Genomic DNA, 16,635 nt, shown 5'->3' on the forward strand with positions numbered 1-16,635 from the left:
CCAATACGGCCGGCCCGCGAGTCCAACGCCACTTCGTCTTCCATGCCATCGCCGCGACCTCCTAACGAAGACTTCCTGGATGGATGTGCGCCGGCCGTGCGCTGTCGATCAGGAGCGGGTGATCGCGTTGGCGTAGCGCAGTACCCGGGGTTCGAGCAGTGTGGCGGGGTGCGGCAGCGTGGTCGCGGTACCGACGTGGAAGCTGGCCGTTTCCCCCGCCGCGAGCGAGACGAGCATGTCGTCGACGACCGCGTCGGCGGCGACGCGGTCGGCCAGGATCGCGATGTCGCGCGTGTACGACGTGGCCCGCACATCGATGCGGTAGCCGCCTTCGACGACGGCGACGGTCGCGGTCAGCGGCGCCGGATCGTAGGCGAGATCGCGGTCCTCGGCGAACAAGTGGTGGGTCCGAGCGTCCGCCGTGGCCACGACCAGCACCTCGCTGCCGGCGTCGACCGGCTTGAGCAGGTCGTCGGGCAGGTCGAGCCGGCCGGCCGAGCGCGGTGCGACGGCCAGGGTCAGCTCGCCGGTGGCCAGGATCTCGCCGGCGAAGGTCTGCCTCGTGGCGAGGACCGGCACGCTCCAGGGCTCGTCGCTGTCGTTGACGGCGATCAGCATGGGGCGACCGTCGCGGGGTTGCACGGTCAGCAACCGAGGTGCGAAGGCGTGCCGGAGCGCGTAGTAGAGGGGCTTGGGCCGCTCCTCGAAGTCCACGGCGGCCCATGAGGTGACCGGCCAGCAGTCGTTGAGCTGCCACACGAGGGCACCGGCGGTCCGCGGCCACCAGGACCGGAAGTGCTCGACGCCGAGCGCCACCGCGCGGGCCTGGTTGAGCTGGGTCGCCCAGTGCCAGTCCTCGAAGTCCTCGGGGACGGGCAGATGCGGGGCCAGGCCGCGGTCGAGCTTCCCGTTGCCGTCCGGGGCCTTCTGGTGGTGCAGAAAGAAGGGCGACGTCGGCGTCATCGGCTCGTCGCGGATCCAGCGGGTCAGCGTGGCCCAGGTCGGGGGCCCCTGAAAGCCGAACTCGGCGCTGAAGCGCGGGATGTGCTCGCGGTAGTGGGTGTAGTCGACCGCGTTCCACACGTCCCACTCGTGCCGGGTGCCGTGATCCGGGTCGTTCGGTGGCAGGTCGCCGGGGCTGGACGGACTGCCGGGCGCGTACGGACGTGTGGGGTCCAGTTCGGCGACGATCCGGGGCAGCAGCTCGGTGTAGTAGCCAAGGCCCCAGGTCCGTCCCTGCAGGTCCGCACGCCAGCCCCAGTCGTGGTACGCGGGCAGGTTCTCGTTGTTGCCGTTCCACAGCACCAGCGACGGGTGCGCGACGAGCCGGGTGACGTTCTCCCGCGCCTCGGCCTCGACCTCGCTGCGCAGGGGCTCCTCTTCGGCGTAGAAGGCGCACGCGAAGGGAAAGTCCTGCCATACCAGAACGCCGCGCTCGTCGCAGACGTCATAGAAGTCGTCGGTCTCGTAGATGCCGCCGCCCCACACCCGCAGCATGTTCATGTTCGCCGCCACGGCCTGGTCGACCCGGCGCCCGATCCGCTCGGGCGTCACCCTCGTGAGGAAGTGGTCGTCGGGAATCCAGTTCGCGCCCTTGGCGAAGATGTGCCGGCCGTTGACGACGAACGTGAACGGCGTGCCGATCTCGTCCGGCTCGGTGTCCACGGTGACCGTACGGAACCCCACGCGACGCCGGACGCGATCGACCGGCTCATCGTCGGCCAGCAGGGTGACGGTCAGGTCGTACAGCGGCTGGTCGCCGTACCCTACCGGCCACCACAGCCGGGCGTCCGGCACCGTCACGGTGACCGTCGCGGTGCCGCCGGCCACGGTGACCCGTCCCTCGCGTCCGTCCACTGTAGCCACGACGGTGCACGGCCGGTCGTCGGCCCGGTCCAGTTCGAGGTGCACGTCGATCCGGCCGGTGCCGTCCGGCTGAACGGTGACGAGGGGACGCACCCGCGCCAGTCGCGCCGCGTCCCACCGTTCCAGCCGTACGGGCTTCCACAGGCCGGCGGTCTGCAGGTCCGGACCCCAGTCCCAGCCGAAGGAGCACGCCATCTTGCGGATCGCGTTGTACGGATGCGGGTAGGCGCGCCGGCGCCGGCCGAGCCGGCCCTCCATCTCCTCGGCGTGGGTCAGCGCCGACGTCAGCGTCACGGCCAGGTCGTTGCTGCCCTCGCGCAGCACCTCGCGCACGTCGAACCGGTGGCCGCGGTGCATGTTGGCGGTGTGGCCGAGGACGTGGCTGTTCAGCTCCACGGTGCCGACCGTGTCGATGCCGTCGAAGACCAGGTCCACGCGTTCGCCGGGGCGCGGCGCCGCGGCCTCGAACGCCGTCGAGTACCGCCAGTCGACCCGATGCATCCACGCCAGGTCGGCCTCGTTGCGATCCAGGTACGGGTCGTCGATGACACCGGCGGCCATCAGGTCCAGGTGCACACTGCCCGGCACCCGAGCCGGCAGGAGCCATTCGCTGAGAGTCTCGTGCGCCTCGCCGTCGGCGGCGGCCAGGCGCCAGCCTTCGTGGATCGGGGTGTGCAACATCAGATCCGCTCCGATCGATCGACGACTCGGACCTTGCGTAGGGCTCATCTTGCGTAAGTCGCTTAACTAAGTCAACAGCCAGCCTGCGGGAGCGCGCCGCTGGACCGGCGCGCAGAGCCGACCGACGGCTGTACCGCCCGCTTGTACTGCGACTCAGCGTCCGACGCGCCTCTGCAAACAGTCGAACGATCGCCAGGAAAGCGTCAGACCTCGGTCCCGACCGCCGCCTCGCCCGCGGACGACGGGGCCGCACCGCCGTCTGGCCCGCGGCCACGGCCGAGGGTCAACTCGCTCTGCAGAACGAGCACGGCCCCACCGATCGCCGCGGCGTCCGAACCGCTGACCGACGGCACCACCCGCACCGGGTGGGCCTGCCGCGCGAAGGTACGGCGGTCCACCTCCTCCTGGATGACCGACTGGTAGATCGAGCCGGCGACGGCGAAGCTGGGCCCGGCGAGCACGACCGTGTCGAGGTCGAACAGGGTGGTCATGGTGACCGCGGCATAGCCGAGGTAGCGGGCCGATCGTTCGATCAGGCCCCGGGCGGCGGGATCGCCGGCGTTCGCCGCGGCCGCGAGCCGCGCGAACTCGCTGAGGAAGTCGTCTCCGCTCGGGTCGAGGGCCAGCCGCTGGCCGAGCCCGGGCGTCGTGAGCGCCTGCCTGACCAGCGCGGCCGGGCCGGCGTAGTTCTCCAGGCATCCGAGGTTGCCGCACGTGCACTCGTCTCCGTTGACGTCGACGGAGACGTGCCCGATCTCGACGCTGTTCGAGGAGCTGCCGCGATACACCTCGCCGGCGACCACCACTCCCCCGCCGATCCCGGTGGCCATGTAGATGCAGCCGTAGGTGCTGCGCGGATCCACTGCACCCATCCAGTACTCACCGATCGCCGCCGCCGCGGCGTCGTTGTCCAGCAGGACCGGCAGGCCGAGCAGTTCGGCGAGACGGTCCGCCACCGGGTAGCCGAGCCACTCGCCGGTCGGCTGCGGGGTCAGCAACGCACCGGCGCGCCGATCCTGCGGCCCGTAGCTGACCAGGCCGACCCCCAGCACCTTGTGCCGTTCGACGGCCGCCGTCTCGAGCATCCCGTTCACCTGCCCGGCCACCAGGGGCAGGCCGCGCTCCGGTGGCATCGACGCCACGCCGCTGAAGGAAGTCCGCGCGATCTGCCGGCCGGCCAGATCGACGATCACGATCACACACAGGTTGCGCTCCAGCTGCACGCCGACGCTGTAGCGAGCCGGCGGATTCAGCTGCACGAGCGTGGGTGGCTTGCCACCGGTCGACGCACCACGCCCGGCCTCGACGACCAGACCGTCGACCATGAGCTCGCGCACGACCTCGGAGATCGTCGGCGCCGTCAATCCGGTCGCCGCCACCAGCTCAACCCGGCTGATCGTGCGTGCCCCCCGGATCAGGTCGAGCACCATTCCGCGGGTCTTCGTCCGGCTTGCCCAGATCGGGCTCGACGCCATGCGGCCTCCCATGTCGCTTACAAAGGTACCTTACATAAGCCGTCCGCCCCCGCACACGAGCTGTGGCGCAGCCCAAGGACCCGGTCCCCGGCGAACGCGGGCACGGCCGAGCAACCACCCGTTGACTTTCGTAAGTTGGGTTACCAACATGTCGGGAACGCTCCCACCGATCACTCGATCAAGAGGAGATCCGATGAAACATCGTCATGCAGTGCTGGCCTCCGCCTCCGCCGCCGGGGTCCTCGCACTGGGCAGCATGGTAGCCGTCACGCTCCCCGCGTCGGCCGCCGCCACGGGCTGCTCCGTCACCTACACCGTCCAAAGCCAATGGCCCGGCGGGTTCAGCGCCAACGTGGCCATCACCAACCTCGGCGCCGCCATCAGCGGGTGGACCCTGACCTACGACTTCCCGAACGCGGGCCAATCGGTCAACAACGGCTGGAGCGCCACCTGGACGCAGTCCGGGGCGCACGTCTCCGCCGCCAGCCTCAGCTGGAACGGATCGCTGAACACCGGCGCATCCACCTCCGCCGGCTTCGTCGGGACGTGGAGCGGCGCCAACCCGGTACCCACGTCGTTCGCACTCAACGGCAGCGCGTGCACCGGTTCGGTGACCAGCCCGACGGCCGGTCCCAGCAGTGCGTCCCCGACCCCGAGCACGAGTTCGTCCCCGAAGCCAACCGGTCCGGCGCCGCAGCTGCACGTGTCGGGCAACAAGATCGTCACCTCGACCGGCAAGGCGTACCGCCTGCTCGGGGTGGACCGCTCCAGCGCCGAGTTCGCGTGCGTGCAGGGCAAGGGGCTGTGGGACAACGGCCCGGTGGACCAGGCGTCGGTCGATGCCATGAAGACCTGGAACATCCACGCGGTGCGCGTCCCGTTGAACGAGGAATGCTGGCTGGGCGTCAACGGCTCGCCCAGCGGCGCCCAGTACCAGCAGGGCATCAAGGACTACGTGAACCTGCTGGTCGCCAACGGCATCACCCCGATCGTCGACCTGCACTGGACCCATGGCGCCTACACCAACGGCCCGGACTGGCACTGCAAGGACGCCACCGCGACCTGCCAGAAGCCGATGCCGGACGCGCAGTACGCACCCCAGTTCTGGACCGGCGTCGCGAACGCCTTCAAGGGCAACGACGCCGTCGTCTTCGACCTGTTCAACGAGCCGTACCCGGATCTCGCCAGTAACTGGGACAAGACCCTGGGCTGGCAGTGCCTGCGCGACGGCGGCAACTGCACCGGCCTTCCCTACGAGGCCGCCGGCATGCAGTCGCTCGTCAACGCCGTCCGGGCCACCGGCGCCACCAACATCCTCATGGTGGGCGGGCTCGAGTGGACCAACGACATGCGCGAATGGCTGGCGTACAAGCCGACCGACCCGAAGAACAACATCGCCGCGTCCTGGCACTCGTACAGCAACAACGCCTGCGCCAGCGCCTCCTGCTGGGACAGCCAGATCGCCCCGCTCGCCCAGCAGGTGCCGATCGTCATCGGCGAGTTCGGCGCCGACAACTGCGGCTACGACTACATGAACACGCTGACCACCTGGGCCGACGCCCACGGCCTGTCCTACCTGGCCTGGACCTGGAACCCGTGGGGCTGCAGCACCGGCGCCGTGCTCATCAAGGACTACAACGGTACGCCGGAGCCCGGAATCGGCGAAGGCCTGAAGGCGCACCTGCTCACCCAGAACCCGTACCCGACCCCGTAACCGTCCGGCCGGCCGGGTGTCCACATGGGACATCCGGCCGGTACGGCACCGAGGAGCAGGGTCGCCACTCGGTGAAGGAGCCGTCGTCTCGGCGCCAGATCGGGTTGCGCCACCGGTGTCCCAGCGCGGCCATCCGGTCACCGCCTCCTCGTCGAAGCACAGGAACACCGTGGTTCGGCCGCCGGAAAAGCACATACGTGGCCGTTGTGCACGCGAGTGGATCAGCGTCCCGGCTCATGCAGGAGACGTCACCCCGGGGATGTGTCGCGTCGAAGGCGGCCAGCACGTTCAGGCGCTCCCGCTCGGTCAGCACGCCAGCGAAGGGGTGTGTTCTGCCGCACCTCCACCGCCGCCTCCGTCTGGGCAGTGATCATCTCCACGACGGCGTCCACACCCTCGTAGAGCAACCGCCCCCAGGCGTCGAGCCGGGCGTCGGCGCTGTCGTCGGAATGGACAGCGCGGCGATGGGCGAGCTTGCGGCGAGCCAGCGCCATCCCCCGCTCCGGATCGGTGACGAGCTTGCCCGCGACGGCCCGATGCCGCCACAGCGACTTCTCCACCGCACGACGCAACGGCGGGCGCAGCAACCGCTCGACGTCGTCACGGCGAATCCGCCGGCGCGGGCCGGCCCGGACAAACGACAGCGTCCCGTTGTCACACAGGTCGACGACGTGCTGCCGCGAGCAGTGCAGCAGCGAGGCGGCACCTCGCGCAGAGCACTTTCAAGATCGCAAAGAGAGCGCTCTCTGATCTTCGATCGTGACCTGGGAGCCGCCGAACACCCCGGCGCTCTGGTTGCCGATCTAGCGGGACAGGACGCGGGCGCCGGCCACCATCGCGCGAAGGGTCGCGGCCGGCGCCCGCTGCCTGAGCTCAGTCCTGCGCCAAGCATCGATACATGGACATCTAACGAATACAGGCAATCATGAGGACGCAAATGCGGTTAGCGGCGGTGGCCGCCCTGAGCCTGCTCGTCTCATGGGTGATCATTCAAGTCGCGGCCGACGCGGCCGTCCCCGCCCCCGCGGGCTGGAACCTGATCTTCAGTGACGACTTCAACGGGGCCGCGGGCTCGGGCGTCAACGGCACCAACTGGCAGTACACCACCGGCACCGGTTACCCGGGCGGTCCGGCGAACTTCGGTACCCATGAGGTCGAGACGATGACGGCGAGTACCGCGAACGTCGCCCTCGACGGGGCCGGCAATCTCAAGATCACGCCGCAGCGGGACGGCGCCGGCAACTGGACCTCGGGCCGGATCGAGACCCGGCGCGCCGACTTCCAGCCACCCGCCGGCGGCAAGCTCAGGGTCGAGGGGCGGATTCAGATGCCGGACGTCACCGGCGCCGCCGCGCCCCGGTCGGCGTCGCCGTTCAAGCCGGGCGGGACCCAGGCCAACTACCTGCAGTCGTACATCGACCAGGTCTGGAACTACTACACCGCGAACCAGTGGAGCGAGGTGCATGACGGGGTCACCTTCACCGGCCGGGTGGTAAACGGGCTGTTGACCGGGACGAAGCAGGACGGCAGCCCCTTCACCGTGCGCAAGCCGACCACCACCGAGGTGTTCGAGTGCTCCGGCGCACTCGCGCTCGGCGACAACCAGGGCGGCAGCGTCACGATCCGGGAGGTGGGCCGGGACTTCTGCGCCGCGTTCCACCGGGGTGTCGCGCTGAACACCGCCTACTGGTACGACCCGGCGAAGTACTACCTCGCCAGCCCGAAGGACGACTACTCCGCCTACTTCCACACGATCGGGATCGACCACCGGGCGTACGCGTTCGCCTACGACGACGTGAACGACCGGAGTTCGGTGCAGATCCTCAGCAATTCGAACCCGCCGACCTCGCTGACCCTCGGCATCGGCTGGTAGCACCACCCGTTCCGGACCTCGCCGCCCGGTGGGCGGCGAGGTCCCCGGGCCCGGCAGTGGCGCTCGCCAGCGCGGCGGCTGGCGCTCGCTGGACGCCCCGGCCGAGTCAGCCGGACCCCGCCCCGTACGGGCATGAGATCGTCGCGGGTGTCCACCACAGGCAGCGCGCCGGTTCCAGGGACAGTTTCAGTGCAGCTCGAAGGGCAGCTCGGCGTGCAGGGTGGTGCCCCGGCCAGGTGGGCTGTCGATCGTGATCGATCCGCCCAGCGCATCGACGCGGTCGGCCAACCCGATGAGGCCGGAGCCACGTGACGGGTCGGCGCCGCCGACACCGTCGTCTCGTACGGTCAGGTGGAGCCGGGCGTTGCGGACCGTCGCCTCGATGCGGACATGCGAGGCGTGTGCATGTTTGGCGGCATTCGCCAACGCTTCCGCGACGATGTAGTAGCCGGCTACCTCGACGGGCTCGGAAAACCGGTGATGGACGCATGCGTGGAGCTCGACCGGCACGCGGGAGCGCCGGGCGAGCCCTTTGAGCGCGGGCCGCAGGCCGCTGTCAGACAGGATCGTCGGATGAATGCCTCGGGACATCTCGCGCAGGTCGTCCAGCACGCCGGTCAGCCCGCGCTTCACCGTAGACAGCCGCTGACGCAGTTCAGACTGCTCGGATGGGATGCTCGCCTGGGCATCGCCGAGTTCGATCGCCAGCGCGATGAGTTGCTGCTGGATGCCATCGTGCAGGTCGCGTTCGATGCGTCGTCTGGCCTGATCGGCGGCGACCACCACGCGCGCCCTGGAAGCCGCCAGGTCGGCGCGGGCCTGGGCGTTGGCGATGGCGGTGGCGATCAGTTCGGTGCAGTCCGCGAGCCACATTTCAGAATCGCGGGCCAGCGGCTCGTCCCGCGTCATGGTGGCGGTCACCAGCCCCCAAAGACGACCCTCGACGAAGATCGGGGCGCCGACCGCCCCGCGGACGTGATGCTGGCGCAGGTGTGCGGCGAGCGGGCCGAGAGCGTCGGCGTAGCCGTCCATCCGGGCGGGCCGGGCGGTCTTGCGGACCATCGCCGTGACGCTGTCACCATCCAGGGAGAACGTCGTGCCGACTGGCAGGCCGATGTCCGGGGTGCCCCAAGCGGCGACCACGGTCGCTGAGCCCTCGGCGTCGTATCGGACGATGTGTGCGCCGTCGGTGCCGATGAGAAGCCCGAGTTCGGTGGCGACCGCGTCCAGGACCTCCGCCGGCGCGGCGCCGCGCGCGACACAGGTGGCGATGCGGCGTAGCGCTGACTGCACATGGACGACCCGAGCGAAATCGTCAACGCTCGCTTTCATGGTGCGACCCGCCGTGATGACTGGACACGAATGTGCGCCGGGCGCGCATGTTGTGGATCCGATCGTGTGAGCTCACCCGAAAAGTACGATGGTTCCCCCGATGCAGACTCAAACGGGCATAGTCGATATCAGAGGCTCATCGCGCCAGTTTACCAGCGGATCATCGTTCGGCCGCCGGGAACGACGCACGGCGACCGGCCAGCAAGCGGGGCTCGTTGTAGAGGATCGACATGAACACCCGCGCGGCGGAGATCATGTCCGGGACCCGCACCAGCCAGCGGCTGCGATCGCGACGGATACCGCCGACCTGGCTGCCGGGCGGCAGCTCGGCCGCGGCGCGCGCACCAGCGCAGTGCGTCCCCGCAGCACCAACCGCTCCGCGCCGACGTCGCTCAACCGCGGGGCCGCCCCGGCGGCCGCACCGAGCACGCCGAGCGTGAATGGATCGACCATCATGTCCTCCATCCTCGCGGGCCGTGCCGTGCGGCTTGCCCGTCACCGGGTAGGAGTGCTGCCGACCGGAAAACCTGTACCTGCCGTGCGAGCTCATCCGGACGCCGAGCGGGGCCTGCAACACCGATTCCCCGCGACATGCCCCGCCTTCGCCTCACCTGGCTCAGCCGCGGCGCCGCCGACGAGTTCGGTACCGCAGCCACCGCCACACCAGGTAGGCACGGTGGGCCAGCACCACCACGGCGGACACCCAATACGGCACGACCCTCGTCGGCGGGAAGAAGTTCGCGAACCAATAGCCGTTGAGGTAGCCGTCGACCGCGTCGATCGCTGAACGGACACCTTGGACGGCGCCAGCCACCCCGGCCGCGAACAGTTGCGGGCTGCCGCAGCAGCCGGTACACCTGCCGGCGCCCAGCGATCCGCGGCTGCGGGCGGTGTGCGCGATCCTGCGCGCCGACCCGACCGACGACCGGGCCCCTGGCCGCGCTGGGCGCCGCGGTGGGGGCGAGCGGCCGCACTCTGACGCGGCTGTTCCAGGCGGACCTGGGGCATGACGTTTCCGCAGTGGCGGACCCAGCTGCGGCTGTACCACGCGCTGGTCCTGCTGGCCGAGCGCACCCCGGTCCCGGCGGTGGCGCACCGGTGCGGCTGGTCGTCGACGAGCACGGTCATCGACGTGTTCCGCGCGTTCGGGCACACCCCAGGCACCCACCACCTCGGCCGGTAGGTCAGCACATCGGGTTCAGCAGGCGGGCCCAGTAGGTGAGGTCGGCGGCCTGGGCGGTGGTCAGCGCGGGGTGCGGTCCGCCGGCCGCGTTGCCGACCGTGGTGATGTACTGGCAGATCTGGCCGTGGGCGAGCTTGTTGGCCAGGTCTTGGGTCAGGCCGTTGGCGTTCGGGGCACCGACGGCGTCGAGGTACTGCGCGGTCAGGTCGGCAAGCGTGTCGTTCGTCGGCGCGACGGTGTAGCCGATGGTCCTGGCCGGCGCGGCATTGCCGGCGATGTCCGTGCCGCCGGCGCACGTGGCGGTGTACGCGCCGGAGGCGGTGCGGTTGACGCTGAGACTGGCGGGATTCGCCACGCTGGAGGTCGCGTCGACCGTGACGCACATCGGGGCCGGCGGGTGGTCGAGGCTGTACGTCGCGCCGTTCACGGCGCCGGCGATGGTGACGACCGGCGCCGTGAGGTCGACGTTCAGACCGCTCACGGTGGCGTCCGCGGTGTTGCCGGCCTTGTCGGCCGCCGTGCCGGTCAGGCTCTGGCCGGCCCCGTCGTGGGTGACCTGGAGCTCGGCCGTGCAGGTCGCGACGCCGGAGAGAGCGTCGGCACAGGCGTAGGTGAGCGTCGGCGCCGTGTGGTACCAGCCGGCGGCGTTCCTCGTCCCCTGCACGGTGGCGGTGATCGTGGGCGCGGTCTTGTCGATGTTGATGCCGGTCACCGTCGCCGTCGCCTGCGTGCCGGCGTGGCTGGTGGCGACACCGGTGACGGACTGGCCCGCCCCTTCGGTGGTGACCGTCGCCCGATCCGGGCAGACGGCGATGCCGGAAACGGCGTCGCCGCAGGTGAAGTCGACGGTGACGGCGCCGTTGTTCCAGCCGTACTCGTTGGCGGGCGTGCGAACCGCCGTGATCAGTGGCTTGGTCTTGTCGATGCTGACGGTCACGGTGGCGTCCGCGGTGTTGCCCGCCTTGTCGACCGCGACGCCGCGGACGGTCTGGTTGGGCCCGTCGTCGGTGAGGACGGCCGGCGGACTGCAACCGGCGATACCGGACAGGGCGTCGGTGCAGCTGAAGGTGACGGTGACGGCGCCGCTGTTCCAGCCCTCGCCGTTCGGGCTCTGCGAGACGGACGCGGTGATGGCCGGGGCTGTGGCGTCGAGATTGACGACGGCGGTGACCGAGGCCGTGTTGCCGGCGTTGTCGACGGCCGTGCCGGCGACGCGCTGCTCCGCCCCGTCCGCACCGACCTCGACCGGGGCCGGGCAGGATGCGACGCCGGACAGTCCGTCGACGCAGGTGAAGGCGACCATCACGGTGCCGTTGTTCCAGCCGCCGCCGTTCGGCGCCGGCGTGACGCTGTAGTTGATCGTGGGCGGGGTCGTGTCGATCGAGACCTGGTACCGGCCGGCGGCGCAGTTGCCGGCCGGGTCGCAGGACGGGCCTGAGGTCAGGGCCTGATCCGCCCCGTCGGCCGCGGCGTTGGTGGTGGTGGGCACGGTCGCTGTGCCTGACGACGGTGCCGGGTCGGTGCTCGACCAGGCGACCGTGACGGGAGCGCTGTACCACCCGGCGGCGTTGGCCGGACGGTCAGGTGTTCCCGACACGAACGGCGCCGCGGTGTCGTAGACGACGGTGATCGGCGCGGAGCTCGCACTGGCCGCGCCGTTGCCGCCGACGGCCGCGACCGCGTAGCCGAACGCGCCGTCGTTGCCGGGCGCGTAGTCGGTGAAGGTGGTCGCGGTCGTGCTGCCGGCCACCGCGCCGTCGCGGTAGACGAGATAGCTGACCGCTCCGGGCACGGCGTGCCAGGTCAGCACCGGCAGCCGGTTGGTCGGCGTCGGCGCGTAGAGCCCTGTGGGCACGGCAGGGACGCCGGGGAGGCGCTGGAAGAGGATGCCGGCGTTGCCGCCCGCGGTGGTGATGGTCGTGGTGTTGCAGACCTGCGTGTTGTCGGCGAACGTGGCACACACCTGGCCGGCGGTGAGATTGAACCCGGAGAAGACGTTGAAGGCGGCCTGGCCGTTGCCGTCCGTCTGCTTGCTCGGCCCAGCGGCAGCCAGGAAGGTCACCCCAGGCGCCACCGTGAACCCCGGCTGCTGCCCCGACGCGATGCTGGTCCGGGCGCCGGATATCGGGCTGCCGCCGGCATCTTTGACGGTGACCGTGAGTGTGACGAACGGCGGCAACTGGAAGTCCTGCACGACATCGCCCGCCGTCAGATCGAACGTCCGCGGCTCGGAATACAACGCCCACGAATCGTCAGCCGCACGGATCTGCACGCCATACACCAACGGCGGCACACTCACCGAGAACCGCCCCGCCGCGTCCGTCCGCGCGGCACCACCCCGACCACTCTGATCCACCGCATGCACATCGACGGTCAGGCCCGCGACCGGACCGCCGGACGCGTCGCGCACCACCCCCGAGAACACGTGCGGCACCGCAGTCTTCGTCAGCACAACGCCCCCGCCACCAACCGTCGCGGTGTTGCAGACCTGCGTGTTGTCGGCGAACGTGGCACACACCTGGCCGGCGGTGAGATTGAACCCGGAGAAGACGTTGAAGGCGGCCTGGCCGTTGCCGTCCGTCTGCTTGCTCGGCCCAGCGGCAGCCAGGAAGGTCACCCCAGGCGCCACCGTGAACCCCAGCTGCTGCCCCGACGCGATGCTTGGTCCGGGCGCCGGATATCGGGCTGCCGCCGGCATCTTTGACGGTGACCGTGAGTGTGACGAACGGCGGCAACTGGAAGTCCTGCACGACATCGCCCGCCGTCAGATCGAACGTCCGCGGCTCGGAATACAACGCCCACGAATCGTCAGCCGCACGGATCTGCACGCCATACACCAACGGCGGCACACTCACCGAGAACCGCCCCGCCGCGTCCGTCCGCGCGGCACCACCCCGACCACTCTGATCCACCGCATGCACATCAACACTCAAGCCGGCAACCGGACCGCCGGCCGCATCGCGCACCACCCCCGAGAACACGTGCGGCACCGCAGTCTTCGTCAGCACAACGCCCCCGCCACCAACCGTCGCGGTGTTGCAGACCTGCGTGTTGTCGGCAAACGCGGCACACACCTGACCGGCCGTCAGGCTCAACCCCGCAAAGATCGAAAACACGGCCTGCCCGCTGCCGTCCGTCTGCTTGCTCGGCCCCGCCGCGGCCAGGAACGTGACCCCAGGCGCCACCGTGAACCCCGGCTGCTGCCCAGACCTGATGCTCGCCGCGGCACCCGATATCGCGCTGCCGCCGGCATCCTTGACCGTCACCGTCAGCGTCACGAACGGCGGCAACTGGAAGTCCTGCACGACATCGCCCGCCGTCAGATCGAACGTCCGCGGCTCGGAATACAACGCCCACGAATCGTCAGCCGCACGGATCTGCACGCCATACACCAACGGCGGCACACTCACCGAGAACCGCCCCGCCGCGTCCGTCCGCGCGGCACCACCCCGACCACTCTGATCCACCGCATGCACATCGACGGTCAGGCCCGCGACCGGACCGCCGGACGCGTCGCGCACCACCCCGGACATCGCATGCGCGCTGGACTGTGTGAGCACGACGTTCAGGGTCGTGTTCGCGGTGACGGCCACGTTCGTGTACACGATCGGGTTGAGCCCGCCGGCCGGTGTGAAGTGGATGTCGTAGGCGCCGGTCACCACGCCGAGCTCGAAGGAGCCGTCCGCGGCGGTCTCCACCGGACCGAACTGCACCGCCGTCTGCCCGGCCGCGGTCGCCGTGACCGCGACCCCGGAGACCCCGCCCCCGCCCTGCGCCGTCACGGTTCCCGCGATGGTGGCCGAGGTCGACGCGTGGGCCGGCGCCGCGCCGAGGAGGGAGAGCAGCACCGCGACCGCCGCCGCGCCTACACGCAAGGACATCCACGGAGCGTAACCGGGTCACTGCGGCGGGTCCCTCCGTTGGAGGGACGGCCCGGGCTGGCCGTCCGGAGCCCGCGGACGCCGATCAACGGACGTCGTTCCGGCATCAGCCCGTGTAGGCGATGGCCTGGATGGCGTACAGCTCCGCGTAGCGACCCCCGGCGGCGAGGAGTTCCTCGTGGGCGCCCTGCTCGACCAGCCGCCCCCGGTCCAGCACCAGGATCAGGTCGGCCCCGGCGACGGTGGAGAAGCGGTGCGACACGATCACCGTGACGGCGCCGGTGCGGGCGGCCAGCGCGGGCCCGAACCATGTACCGCTCGAAGATGGCGTGCTCGCTCGGCGCGCCCAGCGAGGCGGTCGGCTCGTCCAGGACGAACAGCAGCGGGTCGTATCCGGCTCGCCGTGGATGACGCGGTGGATGGTGGAGCGGCCGACGCGGTATTCCTCGGCGAGGTCAGCCATGGGCAGGCCGCCTTCGGCGTAGCGGGAGCGGATCGAGCGTTGGGCACCAAACGGTGAACCATTACGGCGCAATAACCACCGACAAACCTAACGAGGAACCCTTAGCTACGAGTCCACTTCTGGTTCGTTCCGCCGTTGCAGCCCCAGATCTCGACCTCCGTGCCGTTGGCGGTGCCGGCACCGACCACGTCGAGGCACAGCCCGGACTGCACCCCGACCACCGTGCCGTCGGAGTTCAGCCGCCATTGCTGGTTGGCGCCGCCGTTGCAGTCCCAGATCGCGATCCTGGTACCCGCCGCCGTCGCGTGCCCCGGTACGTCGAGGCACTTGTTGCCGTACACCTGCAGCGCCCCGTTGTTCAGCGTCCAGCTCTGGTTCGTCCCGCCGTTGCAGTCCCAGATCTGCACCTTGGTGCCGTTGGTCTGGCTCGCGCCGGGCACGTCGAGGCACCGGTTCGACCCGACGCCGCGCAGCACCGCACCGCCGCTGGGCGGAGTGGTCGTCGCCGTCGCCGTGGGCGTGGACGCGCTGGCGCCCCAGCCGTACTGGAGCCGGTCGAGACCCGACTGGTTGGTCACGCTCAGCGAGAGGTTGGTGCCGCTGCCGTTGAGCGACGTGATCGCGCAGGAGGCGTCGAAGCAGGGCCCCGGGCCCGAGTATTGGTTGGCCTCCTTCACCCCGGTCCACAGCAGCGAGCCCATACCAAGCGCGCGAACCGTGTCGGTGAGGGCGTAGAAGTAGGAGACGTTGTTGTTGCCGTCCCGGGCGCCGTTGTAGTTGACGCCGGTGTTCATCGGCACACCGAACTCGCTCAGCACGGCCCGGTCGGCGTAGCTGCACAGCTTGCTCTTGAAGGCGTTGATCCAGTCCGCCTCGGTCGGGTGGCTTTCGCCGCCCAGCGTGTACAGGTGGATGGACAGCAGCGTGCCGTTGAGCCGCGAGTCCGCACCGACGGTGCAGATGTCCTGGTCGGCGTAGAGACCCGGGATGACCATGCGGCCGCGGGGCACGTTCGGGTAGTGCGACAGCCAGTCCGCGGCCAGGTTGGTCAGCTCGCTGCCGCTGTACCCCCACGGCTCATTGATCATGTCGAAGTAGAAGCTGGTCTTGCCGCTGTACTTGGCGATGACCTTGTCCCACATGGTGTAGAAGGCGGTCGTGCCGCCGGTGATCCGGCCGCTGCCGTCCGGCGGGGTCCACGGGGCGATCCACACGTTCATGCCCAGCGCGCTGGCCGCGTCGAAGGCGGCGGTGTAGTTCTCCCACCAGCCCGACGAGGTGGTCTGCGGGTTGATGGGGAACCGGATGGTGTTGGCCCCCAGGCCCTGGAAGCCCCGCAACACCGCGGTGGACTTGGCATATGTGGTGTCGTAGCTGTCCGATTTGGACAGTCCAACCGGGACGACCTCGTCCCAGGCGAAGTTGTCCCGCGGGTCGGCCCAGTTCACGCCGTGGAACTGGTTCGTGCTCGCGTGCGCCGCCGGCGCCGCGGCGAACTGAACCCCGAGAAATCCCGACAGGGCCAGCAGCGAGGCGGCGATCCCGGTGATCGCTAGCCGGATTCTGCGTTTGCTCATGTTCTCCTCCAAAAGGTTGTACGGGCGGCCATTGCCGGTTGGCGACCCCGTTGCCACGAAACATGTCCGGGCGGCCCGGTGCGGCCGACGGGCGCCCGCGCCGGCACACGCCGCGCGAAGCGCCCGTCGGTCGCGCGCCTCGGCGGCGCTCCGAACCCCGGTTCAGCTGTAGTCGACCGAGAAGCTGTCGCAGACGAAGCCGGACTGCTGGTTGGTCCCGTTGTGATCGCTCCACCGGACGACCGATGCGCCGTCGGCGGTGGAGGGCCGTTGACATCGAGGACCTTGCCGGAGTTGCGGGACTTGAGCCGGTAGTAGCCGCCGCCAGAGTCGACGAACTGCCCCAGTTGGTTGTTGCCGCTGTTGCGGTTGATCAGCACGTACACGGCGTTCGTGTCGACGGTGGCCGCCGTGGCTGCGCTCATGTCGACCGCGATCACGACGCCACCGCCGAGGGCGATCACCGCGGCGGCGATGATCCCGTGCGGAGGCGCCGTTGGGCGGCCGGCGCCCCCTTACGAAGCGGGTTCATGGTGCTCCGTGACTGTCATGGTTGCGGGATCGCTCACATCGACGCGCATGCCGAGCCT

At 70.0% G+C, this 16,635-nt stretch carries 13 protein-coding genes and 1 pseudogene; 3 read left to right on the forward strand and 11 right to left on the reverse strand.

The genetic code is table 11. The features are described 5' to 3' along the window. Window positions 1-108 precede the first annotated feature (108 nt). Window positions 109-2,547, reverse strand: a complete 2,439-nt coding sequence (locus tag ACPPVO_RS47435; RefSeq protein WP_426505492.1) for a glycoside hydrolase family 2 protein — start codon at window positions 2,545-2,547, stop codon at window positions 109-111. A 203-nt stretch (window positions 2,548-2,750) separates the two neighbouring features. Continuing rightward, window positions 2,751-4,022 carry an ROK family protein gene (locus ACPPVO_RS47440; RefSeq protein WP_426505494.1) on the reverse strand — a complete coding sequence of 424 codons (1,272 nt, stop codon included), beginning with the start codon at window positions 4,020-4,022 and terminating at the stop codon, window positions 2,751-2,753. A gap of 193 nt (window positions 4,023-4,215) precedes the next feature. Between ACPPVO_RS47440 and ACPPVO_RS47445 the strand changes: the two genes are divergently transcribed. Further along, window positions 4,216-5,736, forward strand: a complete 1,521-nt coding sequence (locus tag ACPPVO_RS47445) for a cellulase family glycosylhydrolase (protein ID WP_426505495.1) — start codon at window positions 4,216-4,218, stop codon at window positions 5,734-5,736. Between the two features lie 248 nt (window positions 5,737-5,984). Here ACPPVO_RS47445 and ACPPVO_RS47450 read toward each other — a convergent pair whose 3' ends face one another. Then, window positions 5,985-6,296 (reverse strand): hypothetical protein, encoded by a 312-nt coding sequence (locus tag ACPPVO_RS47450; RefSeq protein ID WP_426505496.1) that lies wholly within the window; start codon window positions 6,294-6,296, stop codon window positions 5,985-5,987. A 78-nt stretch (window positions 6,297-6,374) separates the two neighbouring features. Then, a pseudogene (locus ACPPVO_RS47455) lies at window positions 6,375-6,431 on the reverse strand (hypothetical protein); the annotation flags it as partial. A 242-nt stretch (window positions 6,432-6,673) separates the two neighbouring features. On the opposite strand from ACPPVO_RS47455, the gene ACPPVO_RS47460 reads away from it, so the two are divergent. After that, complete coding sequence (locus ACPPVO_RS47460; RefSeq protein WP_426505498.1) at window positions 6,674-7,609, forward strand: beta-1,3-glucanase family protein; 936 nt, start codon at window positions 6,674-6,676, stop codon at window positions 7,607-7,609. Window positions 7,610-7,795: 186 nt separating this feature from the next. On the opposite strand, the gene ACPPVO_RS47465 is transcribed toward ACPPVO_RS47460, so the two are convergent. Together ACPPVO_RS47465 and ACPPVO_RS47470 are read right to left on the reverse strand one after the other, a co-directional pair. Then, window positions 7,796-8,941, reverse strand: a complete 1,146-nt coding sequence (locus ACPPVO_RS47465) for a GAF domain-containing sensor histidine kinase (protein ID WP_426505499.1) — start codon at window positions 8,939-8,941, stop codon at window positions 7,796-7,798. A gap of 616 nt (window positions 8,942-9,557) precedes the next feature. Then, window positions 9,558-9,755: a hypothetical protein gene (locus ACPPVO_RS47470; RefSeq protein WP_426505501.1), complete on the reverse strand. Its 198-nt coding sequence runs from the start codon at window positions 9,753-9,755 to the stop codon at window positions 9,558-9,560. A 192-nt stretch (window positions 9,756-9,947) separates the two neighbouring features. Between ACPPVO_RS47470 and ACPPVO_RS47475 the strand changes: the two genes are divergently transcribed. Beyond that, window positions 9,948-10,124 carry a helix-turn-helix domain-containing protein gene (locus ACPPVO_RS47475; RefSeq protein ID WP_426505502.1) on the forward strand — a complete coding sequence of 59 codons (177 nt, stop codon included), beginning with the start codon at window positions 9,948-9,950 and terminating at the stop codon, window positions 10,122-10,124. A 1-nt stretch (window position 10,125) separates the two neighbouring features. Here ACPPVO_RS47475 and ACPPVO_RS47480 read toward each other — a convergent pair whose 3' ends face one another. From ACPPVO_RS47480 to ACPPVO_RS47500, 5 genes are all read right to left on the reverse strand, one after another. After that, window positions 10,126-12,396, reverse strand: coding sequence for a hypothetical protein (locus tag ACPPVO_RS47480; RefSeq protein WP_426505504.1), 2,271 nt, complete (start codon window positions 12,394-12,396; stop codon window positions 10,126-10,128). Continuing rightward, window positions 12,377-14,005 (reverse strand): MSCRAMM family protein, encoded by a 1,629-nt coding sequence (locus tag ACPPVO_RS47485; RefSeq protein ID WP_426505506.1) that lies wholly within the window; start codon window positions 14,003-14,005, stop codon window positions 12,377-12,379. The genes ACPPVO_RS47480 and ACPPVO_RS47485 overlap by 20 nt, the downstream gene beginning before the upstream one ends. A gap of 106 nt (window positions 14,006-14,111) precedes the next feature. Continuing rightward, a complete protein-coding gene (locus ACPPVO_RS47490; protein ID WP_426505508.1) occupies window positions 14,112-14,468 on the reverse strand; it encodes a hypothetical protein in 357 nt (118 codons plus the stop codon). 101 nt (window positions 14,469-14,569) lie between these two features. Next, window positions 14,570-16,045, reverse strand: coding sequence for a ricin-type beta-trefoil lectin domain protein (locus ACPPVO_RS47495; protein WP_426505509.1), 1,476 nt, complete (start codon window positions 16,043-16,045; stop codon window positions 14,570-14,572). Continuing rightward, a complete protein-coding gene (locus ACPPVO_RS47500; protein ID WP_426505511.1) occupies window positions 16,042-16,509 on the reverse strand; it encodes a hypothetical protein in 468 nt (155 codons plus the stop codon). The genes ACPPVO_RS47495 and ACPPVO_RS47500 overlap by 4 nt, the downstream gene beginning before the upstream one ends. Window positions 16,510-16,635 lie beyond the last annotated feature (126 nt).

Origin of the sequence: Dactylosporangium sp. McL0621 (genome assembly GCF_049995355.1) — a bacterium.
Classification (GTDB): domain Bacteria; phylum Actinomycetota; class Actinomycetes; order Mycobacteriales; family Micromonosporaceae; genus Dactylosporangium.